Here is an 18,818-nt window from a genome sequence, read left to right as displayed (position 1 = left end):
ACACTCTTTTACAATTTTTCAGGAGTATCCAGTGATCAGCAGCAAGAGATTCAGAGAATCCGGGTTGTTCCGGAACGCCCGGAGCATCCGGCGGGCGGTCATGCTCGTCATTCTGGCGGGCGCGGTGGCCGCGGGCTTTGCCTACCTGCAAGGCTCGGACTCCACCCCCCAGGCCATGCAGGCCAGGGGACCGCAGCGGGCTCTGGCTGTGTCCATGCTCACCCTGAGCGCACGCACCGTGCCGCTCCAGCCCCTTTTCCTCGGCCAGACCGAGGCCTCGCAGACCGTGGAGATCCGCGCCCGCGTCAGCGGCTTTCTCGAAAGCAGGCATTTCGAGGAAGGTGGCGAAGTGACCACCGGGCAACTGCTCTTCCGCATCGACCCGCGCTCGTTCCAGGCCAGCCTGGATCTGGCCAGGGCCCAGCTGGCCAGCGCGCGCGCCGAGTTCGCCCTGGCCAGGAGCAAGGTCAGCCGCTACACCAAGCTGCGCCAGAGCAACGCGACCACCCAGGACGAGCTGGAGCAGTGGCAGACCGAGGAACAGGTGGCCCAGGCCAACATCACCATCGCCAACGCACGCATCGTCAACTCCGAGCTGGACCTCGGCTACACCGACATCACCTCGCCCATGGACGGGCGCATCGGCATGGCCCTGAAGGAGGTGGGCAGCTACGTGGAAGGCTCCAGTGGCGGCCTGCTGGCCGTGGTCGAAAAGACCGACCCCATCTACGTGCGCTACACGGTCAGCGAGCAGGACCTCCTCCAGGCCCGGCGGCTGGCCCAGAGCGGCAAGACCTCCCAGCCGTTGCAAAGCCAGATGCGGCTCAAGGTGACCCTGGCCGACGGCACGCCCTATCCCTATGAGGGCAAAATCACCTACACCGATCCCCAGATCGACCCGTCCACCAGCTCATCGGTCATGCGCGGCACCTTTCCCAACCCGGACGGGCAGCTGATGCCGGGCCAGTTCGTCCATGTGCGCATCGACGGCATCGACCGGCTCAACGCCCTGCTCGTGCCCAAGACCTCGGTCCTTCAGAACCCGGCTGGCGCTTTCGTCTACGTGGTCAGCAAAGAAAACACGGCGGAGCTGCGCAGCGTGACCCTGGGCGACTGGCACGAGAGCCAGTGGGTGATCGAGGCGGGCCTTGAGCCCGGCGAAACGGTCATCACCGACCACCTCATGCAGCTGAGGCCGGGCATGGCCGTGGAACCCATGTCGCCCGCCCAGGCCCAGCCGGGCGGCGAACCCAAGAAGAGCGAGGGCTAAGCGCATGTTCTCACGCTTCTTCATCGACCGCCCGGTCTTCGCCTTCGTGGTCTCCATCCTGATCATGCTGGGCGGCACCGTGGCCATCTTCGTGTTGCCCGTGGACCAGTATCCGCAGATCACCCCGCCCACCATCCAGATCGACGCCTCCTATCCGGGCGCGGACGCCAAGACCGCAGCCGAGTCCGTGGCCTCGCCCATCGAGCAGCAGCTCAGCGGCATCAAGAACCTGCTCTACTTCAGCTCCCTGTGTTCCAACAACGGCGCGGTCAAGGTGGTCTGCACCTTTGAAATCGGCACGGACCAGGACCTGGCCGCCGTAGAGGTGCAGAACCGACTGGCCATTGCCGAGCCCAGGCTGCCGACCGAAGTCACCCGCCAGGGGGTGACAGTGACCAAGTCGTCCACCAGCATGCTCACCGTGCTCTCGCTGGAATCAGACGGGCGCTACGACGACATCTACCTGAGCAACTACGCCACCATCAACATGCTCGACATGCTCAAGCGCGTTCCCGGCGTGGGCGATGTGGCCGTGTTCGGCACCAAGGACTACTCCATGCGCATCTGGGTCAACCCGGACCAGCTGGCCGCGCGCGGACTGACCGTGACCGAGGTGGCCGAGGCCATCCGCGAGCAGAACGCCGTGTTCCCGGCAGGCACCATCGGCCAGCGGCCCACCAAGGGAGAGGTGGAGCTGACCGTGCCGGTCCTGACCCGTGGCCGGCTGCAGGAGGTGGCCGACTACGAGAACATCATCCTCGTGGCCAACAGCGATGGCTCCATCCTGCGCCTCAAGGACGTGGCCCGGGTCGAACTGGGCGCGCAGAGCTACGACATGTTTGGCCGGGTCAACGGCAAGCCCACCACGCTTCTGCCCGTCTACCTCCAGGTGGGCGCCAACGCCCTGGACACCCTGGACGGGGTCAAGGCGGCCATGGAATCGGCGGCCAGCAGCTTCCCGGAGGGCGTCTCCTACAGCATGCCCCACGACACCACCCTCTTCATCCGCGACTCCATGGCCGAGGTTATCCACACCCTGCTGGAGGCGGTGCTGCTGGTGCTGGTGGTCGTGTTCGTCTTCCTGCAATCGTGGCGGGCCACGCTCATCCCGCTGCTGGCCGTGCCCGTGGCCATCATCGGCACCTTTGGCGGCATGCTCGCGCTTGGCTTCTCCATCAACACCCTGACCATGTTCGGCCTGGTGCTGGCCATCGGCATCGTGGTGGACGACGCCATCATCGTGGTGGAAAACGTCGAGCGCATCATGGAACATGACGGGCTGGGGCCGCGCGAGGCCACCATCAAGGCCATGGAGCAAGTCACCGGGCCGGTCATCGCCATCGTCCTGGTCCTCTCGGCGGTCTTTGTGCCCGTGGCCTTCCTGGGCGGGCTGACCGGCCAGCTCTACCGGCAGTTCGCGGTGACCATCGCCGTGTCCGTGGCCATCTCCGGCCTGGTGGCCCTGACCCTGAGCCCGGCCCTGTGCCGCCTGATCCTCAAGCCGGGCCACGGCCAGAAGGCCAAGGTGTTCCAGTGGTTCGACGCCTGCTTCGACAAAATGACCCTGGGCTACACCGAGGGCGTGCGCAAGGCCATCCGGCGCGTGCCTGTTTCCCTTGGCATATTCGGCCTGCTCTGCCTGATCACCTTTGGCATGCAGCGCCTTGTCCCCTCTGGCTTCCTGCCCGACGAGGACCAGGGCTACATCCTGGTCTCGGTCATGCTCCCGGACGGCTCGTCTCTGGACCGCACCGACGCCACCCTTCGGGAGGTGGAGAAACACCTGATGAGCGACCCTGCGGTGCAGAACGTCGTCCTGCTCGGCGGCCTGGACTTCTTAAGCGGCGGCATCACCAGCACCAGCGGCAGCACCATGTTCATCAAGCTCAAGCCTTTTGAGGAACGGCAACGGGAGGGAATGAGCTCGCAGGAAGTGGCCTTGCGGACCATGATACGCTTTGGCGACGATCCCACAGCCAGGGTGCTCGCCTTCAATCCCCCGGCCATCCAGGGGCTCGGCACCCAGGCCGGGTTCCAGCTCGAGCTGCAATCGCGCGGCGGCGGATCGGTGGAGGATCTGGTGGCCACGGCCCAGCAGTTCATTAACGACGCCAATGCCAACCCGCAACTGGCGGGCGTCCGCGGCACCCTGCGCGTGACCCAGCCTCAGCTCTATGTGGAGCTCAATCGCGACAAGACCAAAATGATGGGCGTGCCGGTGGGCAACGTGTTCGAGGCCATGCAAGCATACCTCAGCACGCTCTACGTCAACGACTTCAACAAATATGGCCGCATCTGGCGCGTCCAGCTCCAGGCCGAGTCCGAGTTCCGCGACTCGCCCTCGGACATCGGGCGCATCTTCGTGCGCAATGCGGAGGGGAACATGGTCCCGCTGTCCGGCGTGACCGATGTCAGCTTCCGGGCCGGACCCAACGCGGTGTCCCACTTCAACGGGTTCCCGTCTGTGCAGATCACGGGCGCGCCCGCTGCGGGCATCAGCAGCGGCCAGGCCATGGACGACATCGTCAAACTCGGCCAGGAGACCCTGCCCGTGGGCTACGGCTTCGAGTGGAGCGGCGCGTCGTACCAGGAGATCAAGACCGGCAGCCAGGCGCCCAAGGTGCTCGCCTTCGGCATCCTGGTGGTCTTCCTGGTGCTGGCCGCCCAGTACGAGATGTGGTCGCTGCCCATCGCGGTGCTCGGCGTGCTGCCCATCGCGGTCATGGGCGCGCTCATGGCCGTGTGGTCGCGCGGGCTGGTGCAGGACATCTACTTCCAGATCGGCCTGCTGACCCTGGTGGGGCTCTCGGCCAAGAACGCCATTCTCATCGTCGAGTTCTGCGTGGCCTCGTACCGCAGCGGCATGGGGCTGGTGGAGTCTGCCCTGGAGGCGGCGCGCCTGCGCTTCCGCCCCATCGTCATGACCTCGCTGGCCTTCATCCTCGGCGTGGTGCCGCTGGCCATATCGAGCGGCGCGGGCTCCGCGGCCCGCCACTCCATCGGCACCGGCGTCATCGGCGGCATGGCGGCGGCCACGTCCATCGCCATCTTCTTCGTGCCGCTCTTCTTCGTGCTCATCCAGCGCGGCAGCGAATACGTGCGCAAAAAGACCCCCATGGTCCTGCCGCCCGAAGACGACGATGACGACGCGACCATTGACCACGCGACCGACAACGCCCCAACCACCGGGGAAGCCGAAAGGTAGCCAACAGACTCCATCCAATCCACCAACAAAACGGGTTGCGGCATATGCCGCAACCCGCCTCCGTTTTCAGGCACCGACTGATGCTCATCATGTTTCAAGGACATGGGAATCAGGGTATCGGAACTCGCTGTTGGGGTGACGACGATCTTAGTTGATGGAGCCACTCCAAACTGTCCGGTTTTAGCGTGAAAAATACATCCGCAACTTTTATGAAAACGCCGCAGCAACGGAGCCTGCGCGAGCCGCATCACCAGAGCAGTTGGTTAGCTGGCCGAGCTCACCGCCATTTCGTGGGGTATGCCGTTCACCTGCCGGATGAGATGTTCGCACAGCATGCCGACCCTTGCATATTCAACGTAGTCACACTGGATGATGTTGGGGAACTTGCCACGCTGATTCTTGAACGGCCGTGTCGTGATTGTCTCGATCAAACGGGCGTTCGCGCCCTTGCTGTTGCCGAACCCGGTGCCGGTGGAAGGAAACCATGCAAACAGCAAGAGTTCACCACGCGAATCGTCGAAGGCGTCCAGTTCTTCATACATATGCCTGATCATGGCCCCCTCGTCCATATCGCCCGCCCAGGTGTTGCGGATTCTCAAGTCTGCTGTCTTCCAGGCATGATCGCACTCTTGCTCGTCATTTGCGATCAAGATGATATGCCCGGTGTCGCCGATGAGCATTTCCATCTGGATGTCGGCGAGTCGCTGCGCCCCGCATTGCTGCCCGACCTCTGAACGTCTCAGGGCATATGCGCCAATGTAATCCAATATCTCTTTGATATCACATTTGTTTTCGCCATCTTCCCGCTCAAGGTTGATGATGACAAGCTCCTTGTGTCCCTCATCGAAAAACTGCTGGAAGTCTGCAAATATCTCACCCATCAAAGGCCCCTCCAGGCAGCCGTGCCGTATTATGTGCCGGTCGGTCCCCACACGAAGATCAAAGTAGCGAACCCCGCGCAGGAGCTGCTCGTATATCCCGATCTCCTGAGTTGCCGACAATGGGTCGATAAAGGGTATGTTCATATGATACAGTCCGCTGTTGTGCGATCCCGCAAAGACCATCTGCTTCAAAGGCAGATTTCTGATTTGTGGCAGCAGCTTTTCAAAGAATCTCCCGGTGTCGCTCAGGGTTGTGGACACCTGGTACAGCTTGCCACTGCTGGAATGCGTGCACACGGCGATCCCGGCAACAGTTGAAGCGCCGACGCTGAGGCCGTCTGCATCACGGTCAAACCGCGTCGATGGAGCGAACCAGAAGCATTGAGAATCCCTTTTCCTGAGATACCCTGAACGCTGCCATGCTCCCGTACCGTTTTGAGACAAGTGGGTCTCAATGAAATACAGGCACTCATTGTCCTCAGCAAAAATGGCGATATCCGGGGCAAGACCGTGGTCGTAAGCGCTATTGCTGACAAACTGGAGGTGGAATCCGCTTTCATCTTTGACAACCCTTCCCCCGCAACAATAGAGCGTATCCCCCACCGAATGAACCTCGACAAAAAACTCCTCTCCCAGCGCAATTGCCGGACTTGTCCCATCGCCATAGTGTACCGAGCCACCACGCCAGGCAATGCTGTGGTCCTTTGCATCGGCTACCCCAATGTTATACCAAAGCGTACTATACGATTCAGATTGGTGCACCTCAACAACGATGTTATTGTCATTGATAGAGATGTCCGGATTTGCACCGGTATCATGCTGAATACCGTGATTGACACCCCAGCCGACAATATCACCCTTCTCAATCACTTCTCCAACGTGAAGCCATAGTTGATATGATCCGAATTTTGACGTTTCATGAATTTCAACGGCTATATTGTTGTTATTGATATCGACAGACGGATTCATTCCTGAATCATAGTTATGTGGAGAATCAAAATCGTACCCAAACGTTTGTTCGTTTCTTTTCCCAACATGGTAGCAGAGCATCCTATCATCAACCAACTGATGCACTTCAACGGAAAATTTTGCAGCCACGCCAACAGAAGATTGCTGACCGTTGTTGTACTGCTTTGCCAAACCGAGATGTGCCAGCATACGCGTTGGGTCCGACATCTTGAATCTCCCTATAGCAAAATTGACGTTAAATAGTATTATGCATACATCTCATCTGTGGCAATGGCGCAGTTATTACAGCAGAAGCCCATGGGCCACCCCCTGAGACTCGCCTTCCCTGACAGCCATGCGCAAGAGGAAAATACAGACCACGATAACAAACCCATGATGCCACAGCGCCAACGAAATCGCCAGAAACTTCAATGCCTGCGCACGCTGAGGGTGGTAGGATCGTGCGGTTGCGATGATGAAATCTCGCGGCCAGGAAACTTGCGTGACGGACGCACCGCGTCAGCGGGCGGCAAGCTCCCTGTTTCAAGACGCATTCACCGGACACGTTTCCATTACCACCCTTCACAGGAGTCTCTTGACATGCTCCGCCTTTTCCATGAACATTTCGGCATTCTTCACCAAGGAGTTTGGATGCTTCGTCAGTTCATGGATCTTGCCGCCCAAAAGATGGAAAAGGGCAACCCGCAGGTCTAAGCTGCCTCTGGGCCGCGCTTTTGTGCGGCATCCATATGGTTGAATCCAACCAGCCTGGACTTGTTTCAACCAAAACAGGTCTTTTGGTGTGCCCTTTTTCCATAATCCCCATTTTACGTTCAATTTGCCGCCGGTCTCATTGTGACCGGCCATGACACAATCGTGCCGATATTTTTCGGCAAAAATGAAATGGGTTTACTATGACTTTACACATATCTCCAGAGACACTTCACCAGCTTGGCTGGAACGATCATTTCGAACGGCTGGCAACGGACCAAGGGATCAATCTTGACCAAGTCGCCCGTGTTCTCAGTGCCCAACGCAACCAATTCCTGGTCACCAATGGACACAGGGAATGGCTCTGCACGCCTTCTGGGATAATACGTCACCACAGGCAACTGGACTACCCCGTTACCGGAGATTGGGTGCTCATGGACGAAAACGTCGTGAAACGTGTCATCCCGCGAAAAAACACCCTGTGCCGTGGCGAAGCTGGCTCGCGGGGAAAACAAGCAGGCACGGTTCAACGCGAACAGCCTCTTGCTGCCAACATAGACACGGTATTCATCGTCAGCGGACTCGATCGTGATTACAACCCGCGACGGATAGAACGATTCTTGGCGCTGGTCTACAATTGCGGAATGACGCCAGTGATCATTTTAACCAAAGCAGACCTTCACGAGTCCCCAAACGCATTCCGCGATGAGGTCGAAACTATTGCATTCGGTGTCCCCATCGTCCTTACCTCGACAAAGGATGGAAGCGGCATCGACGAGCTGCACGGCTATTTGAACATCGGACAAACCACTTCCATGCTCGGCTCTTCAGGAGCGGGAAAGTCGTCTCTGGCGAACATGCTTTACGGGAAAGACATCCAAGCGACAGCGACTGTCAGCACAAGTGTCGGCAAAGGACGTCATACAACGACCTCCCGAGAGCTCATCGTCATGCCCCAAGGCGGCTTGTTGATGGACAATCCAGGCATCCGTGAAATCGCCTTCTCAAAAAGCGGAGATGGCCTGGAAGCGACATTTTCCGACATTCAAACCTTGGCCGAATCGTGCCGCTTCGCCAATTGCCTGCACCAGCTTGAACCCGGCTGCGCAGTCCTTCATGCCGTCGATTCCGGCGAACTCATGCAAGAACGGCTGGAGAACTACCGTAAAATGCAACGCGAAATGGAATATGCTCAGGCCCGCAATGACAAAAGCGCAGACCGCGTTGAAAAGGAGCGCTGGAAAGGTGTTGCCATGGAGATTAAGCGCCTGGAAAAGCGTAAGAAATACTGACAAATAGAAGTCGCTCACGAATGGAGTGTCATTGTACTAAAACGACGACGCTCTCACAAAACGGCTCTCCGCTATGGAAAACAGGGTGGGGGAAAGCTGAAATAGAAGAACAGGGGTTTAGGAAATTCATCCTAAACCCCTGATTTATAATGCGGAGACGACGAGGCTCGACCACTCTGCCGCCAGCGCGATACAAGTGAGGCGACGGACCGCGTCAGCGGGCGGCGAGCCGCCGGTGCCAGACGTTCATGCTCTCAAGCCGCCCGGCGATCTGGGTGTTGTTGTGCAGGGTGCCGCCGTAGCGGTATCCCGCGCGGGCAAAGACCGTGTTCATGCCATAGCTGGCGGCGCGGGCAATGGTGTAGGCGGTGCGGATGCCCTTGTCGCGCACGGCGTCCTCCATGCGGGCCAGCAGCCGCCCTGCCGCGCCTCTGCCGCGCAGGGCTGGCAGGGTGGCGAAATCCGTCATCTCCGAGCATTTCCAGCCCATGTCCATCTCGGCGGACGCGGCTGCGGCCAGCCCGTCCTTGGCCGGGATGCCGAAGAAGGCCACGTCCGAATCCATGGCCTCGTGCAGGTAGCCAGGGTCCGAGATGGGAAAGGGATAGGTCTCGAACACCGAGCCGTAGAGCGCGGCCAGGGCGTCGGCGTGTTCATGGCCCAGACGGACCACAGCCGGACCCGACGCGGCCACGGCGGGCGTGCGCGACTTGCGCTCGGCCACGTCGAGGACATCGGCGAGGCGCTCCGGGTTGGACGGCACGCCGCGTCTGCGGGCCAAGTAGCGGCTCATGAAGCAGGCGCTCGCCTCGCCCCGGCGCATGCCCGGAACCCGCGCCTCGTTGACAAAGCCGCGCCGGGAGAAATGATCCGCCGCGTCGGCGGGAACCTTGGCAAAGAGCTTGGTGTAGCCGCGCTCCCGGCCAAGGGCGTGCATGGCGTCCACGATGCCGGGCAGGTCAGCCCGGTCGAGCTTCATCAGGTAGACCCGGTCGTTGGCCGGGCCGTGCTGGACAATGGAGTTGCCCAGCCGGGTGACTTGATCATGCGGCATCGTCACGCCTCCCCATGCGCTCGTTGCTTTCGGGCGTCAGGCTGGTGCATTCGTCCCAGTCCGAGAGCAATCTCTCGATACCGATGGCCTTTTCCTCGGCGTCGTCCTCCTTGAGCTGGAGGTTGCACTTGGCGCACTCACGGTCGCAATACTTTGCCTCATAGCTCTCAGGCTCGTGATAGGTGGTGATGACGCCCTCGTAGTTGCGCAACACCACCTTGTTCGGCCCCCAGGAAACCACGTAGTTGGGCATGACCGGGATCTTGCCGCCCCCGCCCGGCGCATCCACCACGTAGGTGGGCACGGAAAAACCGCTGGTGTGACCGCGCAGGCTCTCGATGATCTCGATGCCCTTGCCGATGGGCGTGCGGAAATGGGTCAGCCCTTCCGAGAGGTCGCACTGGTAAAGGTAGTACGGCCTGATGCGGTTCTTGATCAGCTTCAGGTTGAGCGTGCGGATGAGCCGCTGGCAGTCGTTGACCCCGGCCAGGAGCACGGACTGGTTGCCCAGCGGGATGCCCGCATCGGCCAGCCGCTGGATGGCCCGCCGCGACGAGGCGGTCAGCTCGCGCGGATGGTTGAAATGGGTATTGAGCCACAGCGGGTGATGCTTTGCGAGCATGGACACCAACTCGTCGGTGATGCGGTAGGGCAAAACCACGGGCGTGCGGGTGCCGATGCGCACCACTTCCACGTGGTCGATGGCCCGGATCTCGGTCAGCAGCCAGTCGAGCTTTTCGTCCGAGAGCATCAGCGGATCGCCGCCGGACAGGAGCACGTCGCGCACCTGCGGGGTGTTGCGGATGTATTCCAGCCCGCGTTCAAGATTGTCGCGCGAGGGGATGGAGTCCACATCGCCCACCTTGCGCTTGCGCGTGCAGTGGCGGCAGTACATGGCGCAGGTGTTGCTGACGTGGAAGAGCACCCTGTCGGGATAGCGGTGGGTGATGCCCGGCACCGGACTGTCCTCGTCCTCGTGCAGGGGGTCGGTCATGTCGTAGCGGCCTATCTTCAGCTCCTCCGGGCTGGGGAACGACTGGAGAAAGACCGGATCGTTGGCGTAGTCGTCCACATCGATGAGCGACAGGTAGTATGGCGTCACGGCCATGGGAAACTTGCCCAGGGTCTGTTCATAGACTCGCTTCTTCCTGGCCGGGAACTCGATGCCGAGCACGCGCTCGAAATCGTCCACGGTCTTGACGGCGTTGCGCACCTGCCATTTCCAGTCGGTCCAGTCGGACCGGGAAACCGAGTTGCGCAGGGTTCTGGCAACCTCCTGCTGATGTTCGTTGAATATGGTCAATGTCTCTCCCTTGTTAAAGAATCTGGCCGAGGAATTCCCGTGTCCGGGTCTCCTGCGGCGCGTCGAAGATGGCTTCGGGACGGCCCCGTTCCAGGATCACGCCCTGGTCCATGAAGGCCACGGCGTCGGCCACCTCGCGGGCAAAGCCCATCTCGTGGGTGACCACCATCATGGTCATGCCGTCGTCGGCCAACTGGCGCATGACGGCCAGCACCTCGCCCACCAGCTCCGGGTCCAGGGCCGAGGTCGGCTCGTCAAAAAGCATCACCTCCGGCTCCATGGCCAGGGCGCGGGCGATGGCCACGCGCTGCTTCTGCCCGCCCGAAAGAGTCTGGGGATAGGCGTGCTCCTTGTCGCTCAGGCCCACCTTGTCCAGATAGTAGCGGCCCAGCTTGCGCGCCTCCCCCTTGGGCATGCCCCGGACCTGGGTCGGCCCCTCGATGACGTTGCCCAGCACGGTCATGTGCGGGAACAGGTTGAAGTGCTGAAAGACCATGCCCACCCTGGAGCGCAGCGCATTGATGAACCGCTCGTCTCCATGGACGAGCTGGCCGCTCACCTTGACCGTGCCCTCGTCGTAGGGCTCCAGATAGTTGACGCATCGCAGCAGCGTGCTCTTGCCCGAGCCGCTGGCGCCGATGACGCAGACCACGTCCGAAGGCATGACCTCAAGGTCAATGCCCTTGAGCACATGGTGGTCGCCGAACCACTTGTGCAGCCCGTGTATTTCGATGACAGGTGTCTGGGCCACCGCGCCCTCCCGTTGGTTGAAGATTCTCTTTCGCCGTCTTGCCGTTGTCTGGCCGCGCCTGTGCGGCCCCCTGCCGGGGTTACTGCGTCGAGACATCGAGCCTCGACTCCAGGCGGCGGAAGAGCCAGCTGAAAATGGCGGTGTAAAACAGGTAGAACAGGGCCGCGATAAACAGCATCTCCATCATCATGAAATTGGACGAGGCCAGTTGCTGCGACTTGAGCAACAGCTCGTTGATGGTGATGGTGCTGGCCAGGGACGAGTCCTTGAGGGCGATGATGAACTGGTTGCCCAGCGACGGCACCGCGCGCTTGAGTGCCTGGGGCAGGATGATGCGCAACATGGCGCGCGGATAGGGCATGCCCAGGCTGCGCGCGGCCTCCATCTGCCCGTTTGAGATGGAGACGATGGCCCCCCGGAATATCTCCGCGATATACGCGCCGTTGTGGATGCCCAGAGCCAGAACCGCCGAGGTCAGGGCGCTCAGCCCGGCCAAGCTGCGCAGGCCGAAATAAATGAACAGCAGCTGGAGCAGCAGCGGCGTGCCGCGCACGAGGTAGATGTAGGCCCGGGCCGGAAGATGCAAGACTCGCCTGGGCGAGATGCGCATGAACGCGGTCCCCAGCCCAAGACACACCCCGAGCAGGATGCCCAGGGCCGAGACCTTGAGGGTCATCCACGCCGCCGGGATGAAATAGGGCAAATATTTGGGAAGGACCGCGATATCAAAATACATGCAGTGTGTCCGGTATGTTTGAGGATTGTGGTTGGCCGGAGCGCGCGGCTCCGGCCAATGGATTGTCGGGCGCCGCCACAGGCGGCCAAGCTACTTGGTGGTGATGTCGGTCTTCAGCCACTTGACGCTCAGGCGGGCGAGAGTCCCGTCCTCGTGCATGGCCGCGAGTATCCGGTCCACCTCGGCCAGCAGGGTCGTGTCGTCCTTGTTGAAGGCCACGGCAATGTCCTCGCTACGCAGGGGCGCGCCCAGAGGGACGATGTCGAACTTGCCGGAATTCATGGCGTTGACGCCCACCACACGGTCGGTGATCACGCCGTCCACCACCCCGCTCGACAGCTCGGTCAGGGTCTGGGTGTCGTCCTTGTAGAGCTTGACCTCGCCCGCGCCGAGCTTTGCCGCGTCGTCGGCAAAGGTGGTGCCCGTGACCACGCCCACGATCCTGCCCTTGATATCGGCGGGCAAAGCGAGCGGCGAACCGCTTTTGACCATCAGCTGTGCGCCGGAATAGTAATAGGGGGTGGAGAAGTTGACGACCTTGAGCCGGTCCTCAGTCACGGCCATGCTGCCCAGGATGCCGTCGTAGACGCCCGAGCGCAGCCCCTCGATAATGCCGCTCCACTCGGTGGTCACCGGCTTGAGGGTCAGGCCCATGCGCGTGGCCACCTCGCGGGCCACATCCACGTCAAACCCCACCAGTTCGTTGTCCTGGCTGTAGAAATTGAACGGGGGATAGCCACCGCTCATGGCAAAGCTGATTTCGCCAGCATTTTTCACGCGTTGAAGGGAATCGGTTTCGGTATCGGCACAGGCGGCCAAACCGAGCAGCAGAACCGTGACCGTCAGAACGGCCAGCGAGCGCAAGAAAGTCTTCATGAAAGCTCCTATGGTTTGATGAGGTAGCAGTTTCTCGGCATGATGATGAATCTTCCGTCGAGCTCGACGCTGTCGGAAAAATCAAATGGAGCATCGAGCGCGAAACCAGCCGAGAGTGCGATAATGATACACGTCACCGCGACGAGCAGTCCAATCGTCGCACCGTCACTCAATATGATATTGCTTGTTTTTTGCATCATGTTCTGACGACAGATTTGACATGCCGCATTCACAGACAGTGAACACCATCACGCGATGCGGAACAAGGGGGGAAAGCGGGGATGTTTCGGGTATACGGGGATACCCGAGATATCAGGACAAGGGAGGCTTCTGGCGCAGGTAGGCGTGGAGCGAGGTCCGGGTGCCACGCAGGCCGAGTTTTTTCCGGATGTTCTTGCGGTGGGTCTGGATGGTCTCAAAGGCGAGGTTGAGCAGCCCGGCTATTTCCGCGCCGGTCCTGCCGAGCTGGATGAGCTGGCAGACCTCCATCTCGCGGGGGGAGAGTCGGTAGAGGGCCGTGTCCTGGCCGACCCCGGCCTGTCCGACCCCGGCCTGCCCGGAAAAGTCGCCCCCGGCCAAATCGGCCAGCCGCTCCTCGATGACCGCCCGGTAGCCCTCGCGCACGTCCGCGGCCTCGGCCCTGGCGATGCGGTCCAAGGCGGGCAGCATCTGCTGCCGGACCTGGCTGGTCAGGGTCTGGCGCATTTCCCGCCGGTCTTCCTCCACGGCCTTGATGACCCGCGTCAGGGCGATGTTCATCTTCTCCACTTCGGCCTTCTGGTCGCGCAGGTCCGCGCGCAGCTCCACCTGGGGCGAGAGATCGTGCAGGATGAGCTGGAACAGGGAGTGACCGGTCAGCCGGACGCGACGCAACGTGGCCTCGGCAGGAAACCCGCCCGCGTCGTCGGCCCCGGTCACACGGCCTGTCCAGACCTTGCCGGGGTCGAGCGCGTCCATGGCCCGGCGCACGATCCGGCTGGAGTCGCCCGCCAGCACGGCTTCCATGCCCAGGCCCGGCATGTCGCGGGACTGGTCGGGACCGGCCTGGGCCAGACGCGCCCCGGCTGCCGCATTGGCCGACAAGACCACTCCGGCGGGACTCATGAGAAAGGTCGGGTCTTTGGCCGTGTCGAATAGGGCGTTGAACAGGGTGATGGAGTCGGACAGGGCCGAGATGTTGTCGCCCAGCCGCTCCTCGTAGCTCTCGTACAGGGTCTCCATGGGCCGGTTGTCCGTGGCCACGACCACAAACCCGCCCTCGCGGGCCACGACATCGGACAGCGGAATGATACGCAACAGATAATTCCGCCCCCCAGAGCAGGCGATATGGTGGATGCTCATGGCCGGGAACCGCTCCAGGGTCTCGGCCAGCGAGCCGGTGCCCAGTGCCAATCCGTGCCAAAAGGGCTCACCCGTCCGGTCGCAGCCGGGCAGATAGCCCAAGGGCTGGCCCCTGGTCGCGCGCACCGTGCCCTGAGCATCGGCAAAGAGCACCAGATCGCTCCAGGCGTCGATGACATCGCCCGTGTCGGACAAGGGGGTTATGCTCGGATCAGTGCGCATATTCGGATCATGGTCCATGGCAGCCCGGGGCTGTTTTGCGCCATGCCGGGAAACACTGGCGGAGTTTAACGGCTTGGCAGAGTATCACACCATACCATGCCCACGGCGATATGTAAAAACAGCGGGCCGTCCCGATCAGGCCACGTCCAGGGCGCGCCAGATGGCGACCGCTGCCGGGCCTGCCACCAGCTCTGCCGTGGCCGCGCGCATGGCGGCCATGTGCGCGGTCCTGCCGTGGGCGGCCAGGGCCGCATCGCTCTCCCATATCTCGTAAAAGAGAAAGGCGTCGCCGCTGTCGCTCCGATGCAGATCATAGCGAGCACAGCCCGCCTCGGCCCGGACCAGGGGCACCACCCGGCCCAGCTCCCGCTCAAGCGCAGCCCCGCATCCTTCCCTGGCGCTCACCACTGCCGACACATACACGCATTCGCTCATGAATCTCCCCTTTTCGCGGCCATTGCCGGTTCTGGCGGCAATGGCCGCCCCGGCTCAGTATACGCCCGCGGCTGCCGGGCAACAACCCCATGCCGGTGTAACCTTCCCGCATCCGGGCGCGATTACTCTGATGCGAACGGACGACACTCCGACTCTGCCGGATGGGGGGCGGCCTTGTGGAACCGGGCGCGATCAGGCACACTTGCCGGAAAGCGGACGCGACGTGAACACAGGGATTCAATGACCGGCAAACCCGACGACATGACGGTCATCGCCGCTGTTCTGAACGGTGACCTGAACGCCTTTGAGCTCTTGCTCCGGAGGCATGGGGTCAGCGTGGCCCGGCTGGTGGCCGCGCATGTGCCGGGCGAGCATGTGGCCGAGGTGGCGCACGAAGTCTTTGTCCGTGCCTACAAGTCGCTGGCAGGGTACGCGCCGGTCAAGCCCTTTGCCCACTGGCTGTCCACCATAGCGACCCGCAGCTGCCACGATTTCTGGCGGGACCGCTACCGGCGCAGGGAATCGCCTGCCAGCGACCTGAGCGAGGACGGACAATTGTTCATCGAGACCGCCCTGGCCGCCGAATCGACGGAACGGTTCGAGCAGCTGGCCCGACAGGCGGATGCGCGCGAGTTGCTCGCCCTGCTCCTGGACCAGCTGACCCCGCTCGACAGAATGATCCTGACCATGACCTTTCTGGAAGAGCGCACGGTCAGGGAAACAGCCGAGATGCTCGGAATCAGCGCGCCAAACGTCAAGGTGCGCGCCTTCCGGGCCAGGAAGAAACTCAAGGACTTCTTGAAACGTCATGACATCCAAGGAGGGCTGCATGATTCGTAACGAGAGGAATACCGTTGGCCGTCTGCTCCGGGCGGCCCATTCCACCCACTGTGATCCAGCCCTGCCGCCCCACTGGCGCAGCTCGGTCATGGCCGAGGTGCGCAGGCTCGACCCGCGCCCGGCCCAGGCCTCGGACCTGGAAAGACTGGCCCCCAGGTTCGCCGTGGCGGCCACCGCGCTGTGCTGTCTCGGCCTGATCGCCGCGACCTTGAGTCTGAGCGCCCTGCCAGCGCAGGTCTACGGAGCCTACGCTGCCCAGACCTACGCCATATCGCCTTTCCTCAGCATGTAAGGCACGGTGACACCATGAAAAAATGGAAAGTATGGGTGGCCTTTGCAGCCATGTTCGCCGCCGGGGTGGTGGTGGGCGTGGCCGGGCTCGCCCTGGTCCTGCAACAGCAGTTCAACCACCCCATGGACCATGCGCGGTTCCGCGAGACCGTCCGCGCCCGACTGCTCGCCGACATTGCCGACACGGTGCGGCCAGACCCGGCGGCCATGCCCGGCATTGAGCGGACGCTGGATCAGACCCTCGACGCCCTGGAGGCGCACAGGGCCGAGAACGGGCCAAAGATCCAGGCCATCCTTAACACAGGCAAACAGGAAATACTCTCCATGCTCACCCCCGAACAGGGGGTGCGCTTCGAGCAGATGATGCGCGACCGCAAGGGCCCGCGCTTCGGGTTCCTCCGACTGCCCCCGCCGCCACCGTTGCCCTGACCGGCAGCAGCTTGGCTCCCCGGCGTCGGCTTACTCGCAGACGGTCCCGCCGCCCGGAGCCAGACCGGTGAGATACCCGGCAGCGGCGTCGATCTGACCGGCAGGAAGCTGCGCGCCCTTTTCGACCATCCTGGCCACCGTGGCCTTCCAGGCAGTGTCGCTCTTGACGCCCAGGTTCAGGCATATCCGCTTGGTGGTATGACACCGCGAACATGACTGCTTCACGGTCGGCCCGATGTCGGACGCGCCGCCCACCCCGGCCAGGGCGAAAACACCGGCCACCACGCATCCGGCCAGAACATATCGAACTTTGCGAACCATCATGGCACTCTCCGGCTTCTTGCGCGGCCCGCAGGCCGCTGGTGCGGATCCAATCGCGGCTGGCAAGGCCGGCCACGCCGACCCCGCAAGCCCCATTCTCACTCAATTACGACACCATGCCCGAAAAGTACAGCCCGGACCTCTGGTCTCAAGTCCGGCACCCTGGGTCAGAACCGTGGTCAAAACATTCCTCCTTGTCCGCCCGCCCCAAACTTGCTACCTCTGTCCGACCAATGGAAGCGTTTCGTCACCGGTGTGGCGCTTGGTCTTCAAAACCAATGTGTGGCAGTGATGTCACAGGCAGGTTCGACTCCTGTACGCTTCCGCCATTGTTAATAAAAATGGCCTGAAATTCTTCAGGCCATTCGCTTTTAAACCAGGCTTAACATCGCGGAGAACACGAAGGAATCAGGCCTCTGGATTCTTGAACTGCATTGCCGCAATTCCTTCCATTCGCCCCACCAGCAAAGGCACCCGTTGCTGGTTTGCGGCATCTCCCGGCAGATGCCCCGGCAAGGCGTCGATAAAATCGTCATCTGCCAGCAAGACGGCAGCCTGTTGCGCAAGGTAGGCCCGGACCTCGTCATCGGCACCAGCCACATCGGCAACAATCTCCAGCCGCCCGTCGATTACCGCTATAAAATCCTCCATATCCCGGCTGAGCATGTAGTCGCCCTCGCCGCGCCCACGAAACGCCTCCAGCTTTGTCGCCAAAAAATAGGCAGGACTGACGCACCGCAAGCGTACGCCATCACACGCGTACTCGTGGGCGAACCGGACGGCATTCGAATACCAGCGATTGGCGAATCCAAGGATTTCTGGATCAGTCGGCATCACATCAAGGACAATCGGTTCATGCCGCCAGCGACAGATCACCCCTGACTCGCAATCCTCAACAAACCCTCTGGCCCGCAACGCATCCTGGAATTTGTAGAACTCCGCCCGTGTGACCAGTTCGACTATCACATCGACATCCAAGGTTGGACGGACATCCGCAACGGCAGGATCAGTCAGCAGCAAGCCGGTTGCGGCTCCGCCGACAAAGACACACTGACCCGCCAGCTCGCCCAGCAGTCTCGCGACATCGGCCACCCGGCTTATGGATTGATACCTACTGCGGTCCATCGCCACGAACGAGCTGCAAAAGAATTGACTCCGCCAGCGCCACATCGCGCGCCCGGCCCAGGCGTATGGCATCCAGTGCAGCAAGGGCCTGATACAGACGATCATCCCTGGCCGCCATGTATGGAACCGTTTTGAACAACGGGGACAACGCCATGCCCCGGCTGACCCCTTCCGGGTGCGGCCAGACATACACGTCTCCATCCGAAACAGCCAAATGCTTCATGAGCACAGGGGCCGAATGAGCGGTGGGCATTCCCCTGGTCATGGGGCCAATTTCTGCGGCATAGGCGTATTTGACTCCGTGGATCAGGAATTCCTCCAACGCCTTGCGAATGGGCCGCCTGCGGTTGGGATCGAACAATCGCGCATGGGCCGCCCTCCTCACACCCTTGTGAATCTCCGAGGAACTCATGTGGAGTTCATACGCAAGCTGGCTGTAGGACCATTCGTACGGAACGGGCTGTATGGCCAGCTTGAGCAGAATGATTATGTCTTGCGGTTTCAACATGACCATTATTTCTTATTCGCGAATCGCGAATAGCGCAAGAAGAAAAATGACGTTCATCTATTGGTGTCCACCTGCCGGATGATGGGTCACTGACAGCCCGGCCTGCGGGGGCAGAAACGGCAGTAGCCTATGGACGGCTTACCCAGGTCGATCAAATCCTGCCCGCATCTCTCCCCCCGCCGACCCCGCCCATATATATTAGACAACCACAACCAAATGCCGTAGAAGACTCTTCCGATACTCCTGGCCGTCGGGCCGCGCCCGCACCGGCGAGACATG

At 61.5% G+C, this 18,818-nt stretch carries 18 protein-coding genes and 1 tRNA gene; 7 read left to right on the top strand and 12 right to left on the bottom strand.

From position 1 onward, the window contains the following. Positions 1-31 precede the first annotated feature (31 nt). On the top strand, positions 32-1,270 hold the full coding sequence (locus tag DAES_RS04235; RefSeq protein WP_013513800.1) for an efflux RND transporter periplasmic adaptor subunit: 1,239 nt from the start codon (positions 32-34) through the stop codon (positions 1,268-1,270). A gap of 4 nt (positions 1,271-1,274) precedes the next feature. Continuing rightward, the gene (locus DAES_RS04230; RefSeq protein WP_013513799.1) at positions 1,275-4,475 is read left to right on the top strand and encodes an efflux RND transporter permease subunit; all 3,201 of its coding nucleotides are present in this window, start codon (positions 1,275-1,277) and stop codon (positions 4,473-4,475) included. Between the two features lie 263 nt (positions 4,476-4,738). Here the strand turns inward: DAES_RS04230 and DAES_RS04225 are convergent, their stop codons facing one another. Further along, positions 4,739-6,532: a PI-PLC domain-containing protein gene (locus DAES_RS04225; RefSeq protein WP_041271346.1), complete on the bottom strand. Its 1,794-nt coding sequence runs from the start codon at positions 6,530-6,532 to the stop codon at positions 4,739-4,741. Between the two features lie 354 nt (positions 6,533-6,886). Further along, on the bottom strand, positions 6,887-7,171 hold the full coding sequence (locus DAES_RS17535; RefSeq protein WP_157864804.1) for a hypothetical protein: 285 nt from the start codon (positions 7,169-7,171) through the stop codon (positions 6,887-6,889). A gap of 47 nt (positions 7,172-7,218) precedes the next feature. Between DAES_RS17535 and rsgA the strand changes: the two genes are divergently transcribed. Beyond that, positions 7,219-8,307: a ribosome small subunit-dependent GTPase A gene (gene rsgA, locus DAES_RS04220; RefSeq protein ID WP_013513795.1), complete on the top strand. Its 1,089-nt coding sequence runs from the start codon at positions 7,219-7,221 to the stop codon at positions 8,305-8,307. Positions 8,308-8,521: 214 nt separating this feature from the next. On the opposite strand, the gene ablB is transcribed toward rsgA, so the two are convergent. The 7 genes from ablB to DAES_RS04180 all read right to left on the bottom strand — a co-directional run bounded on the left by ablB (position 8,522) and on the right by DAES_RS04180 (position 15,025). Next, positions 8,522-9,361 carry a putative beta-lysine N-acetyltransferase gene (gene ablB, locus DAES_RS04215; protein ID WP_013513794.1) on the bottom strand — a complete coding sequence of 280 codons (840 nt, stop codon included), beginning with the start codon at positions 9,359-9,361 and terminating at the stop codon, positions 8,522-8,524. Further along, positions 9,351-10,664 carry a lysine 2,3-aminomutase gene (gene kamA, locus DAES_RS04210; RefSeq protein WP_013513793.1) on the bottom strand — a complete coding sequence of 438 codons (1,314 nt, stop codon included), beginning with the start codon at positions 10,662-10,664 and terminating at the stop codon, positions 9,351-9,353. Before kamA ends, ablB begins: the two co-directional genes overlap by 11 nt. A 13-nt stretch (positions 10,665-10,677) precedes the next feature. Further along, positions 10,678-11,415, bottom strand: a complete 738-nt coding sequence (locus DAES_RS04205; protein ID WP_013513792.1) for an amino acid ABC transporter ATP-binding protein — start codon at positions 11,413-11,415, stop codon at positions 10,678-10,680. Between the two features lie 79 nt (positions 11,416-11,494). Beyond that, complete coding sequence (locus DAES_RS04200) at positions 11,495-12,151, bottom strand: amino acid ABC transporter permease (RefSeq protein ID WP_013513791.1); 657 nt, start codon at positions 12,149-12,151, stop codon at positions 11,495-11,497. Positions 12,152-12,241: 90 nt separating this feature from the next. Then, on the bottom strand, positions 12,242-13,027 hold the full coding sequence (locus DAES_RS04195; RefSeq protein ID WP_013513790.1) for an ABC transporter substrate-binding protein: 786 nt from the start codon (positions 13,025-13,027) through the stop codon (positions 12,242-12,244). A 312-nt stretch (positions 13,028-13,339) separates the two neighbouring features. Further along, positions 13,340-14,590, bottom strand: coding sequence for a response regulator transcription factor (locus tag DAES_RS04185; RefSeq protein WP_041271344.1), 1,251 nt, complete (start codon positions 14,588-14,590; stop codon positions 13,340-13,342). Between the two features lie 135 nt (positions 14,591-14,725). After that, a complete protein-coding gene (locus DAES_RS04180) occupies positions 14,726-15,025 on the bottom strand; it encodes a putative quinol monooxygenase (RefSeq protein ID WP_013513788.1) in 300 nt (99 codons plus the stop codon). A gap of 240 nt (positions 15,026-15,265) precedes the next feature. Here DAES_RS04180 and DAES_RS04175 point away from each other — a divergent pair, with 240 nt between their 5' ends. Genes DAES_RS04175 through DAES_RS04165 form a run of 3 tightly spaced genes read left to right on the top strand, consistent with a single transcriptional unit; the run spans position 15,266 to position 16,585 of the window. Then, on the top strand, positions 15,266-15,865 hold the full coding sequence (locus DAES_RS04175; RefSeq protein WP_013513787.1) for an RNA polymerase sigma factor: 600 nt from the start codon (positions 15,266-15,268) through the stop codon (positions 15,863-15,865). Next, complete coding sequence (locus DAES_RS04170; protein WP_013513786.1) at positions 15,855-16,157, top strand: hypothetical protein; 303 nt, start codon at positions 15,855-15,857, stop codon at positions 16,155-16,157. Before DAES_RS04175 ends, DAES_RS04170 begins: the two co-directional genes overlap by 11 nt. A gap of 14 nt (positions 16,158-16,171) precedes the next feature. Further along, positions 16,172-16,585, top strand: coding sequence for a hypothetical protein (locus DAES_RS04165; RefSeq protein WP_013513785.1), 414 nt, complete (start codon positions 16,172-16,174; stop codon positions 16,583-16,585). A 30-nt stretch (positions 16,586-16,615) separates the two neighbouring features. Here the strand turns inward: DAES_RS04165 and DAES_RS04160 are convergent, their stop codons facing one another. Continuing rightward, entirely contained in the window at positions 16,616-16,909 is a 294-nt protein-coding gene (locus DAES_RS04160; protein WP_013513784.1) for a hypothetical protein, read from the bottom strand. A gap of 232 nt (positions 16,910-17,141) precedes the next feature. Here DAES_RS04160 and DAES_RS04155 point away from each other — a divergent pair. Beyond that, positions 17,142-17,235, top strand: a tRNA-Sec gene (locus DAES_RS04155). Between the two features lie 79 nt (positions 17,236-17,314). On the opposite strand, the gene DAES_RS04150 is transcribed toward DAES_RS04155, so the two are convergent. Both DAES_RS04150 and DAES_RS04145 read right to left on the bottom strand, forming a co-directional pair. Continuing rightward, positions 17,315-18,031: a hypothetical protein gene (locus tag DAES_RS04150; protein ID WP_013513783.1), complete on the bottom strand. Its 717-nt coding sequence runs from the start codon at positions 18,029-18,031 to the stop codon at positions 17,315-17,317. Next, the gene (locus DAES_RS04145; RefSeq protein WP_041271607.1) at positions 18,018-18,539 is read right to left on the bottom strand and encodes a hypothetical protein; all 522 of its coding nucleotides are present in this window, start codon (positions 18,537-18,539) and stop codon (positions 18,018-18,020) included. Before DAES_RS04145 ends, DAES_RS04150 begins: the two co-directional genes overlap by 14 nt. Between the last annotated feature and the right edge of the window lie 279 nt (positions 18,540-18,818).

It is taken from the genome of Pseudodesulfovibrio aespoeensis Aspo-2 (assembly GCF_000176915.2).
GTDB classification, from domain to species: domain Bacteria; phylum Desulfobacterota; class Desulfovibrionia; order Desulfovibrionales; family Desulfovibrionaceae; genus Pseudodesulfovibrio; species Pseudodesulfovibrio aespoeensis.
This window is presented reverse-complemented; position numbering and strand designations above follow the sequence as displayed.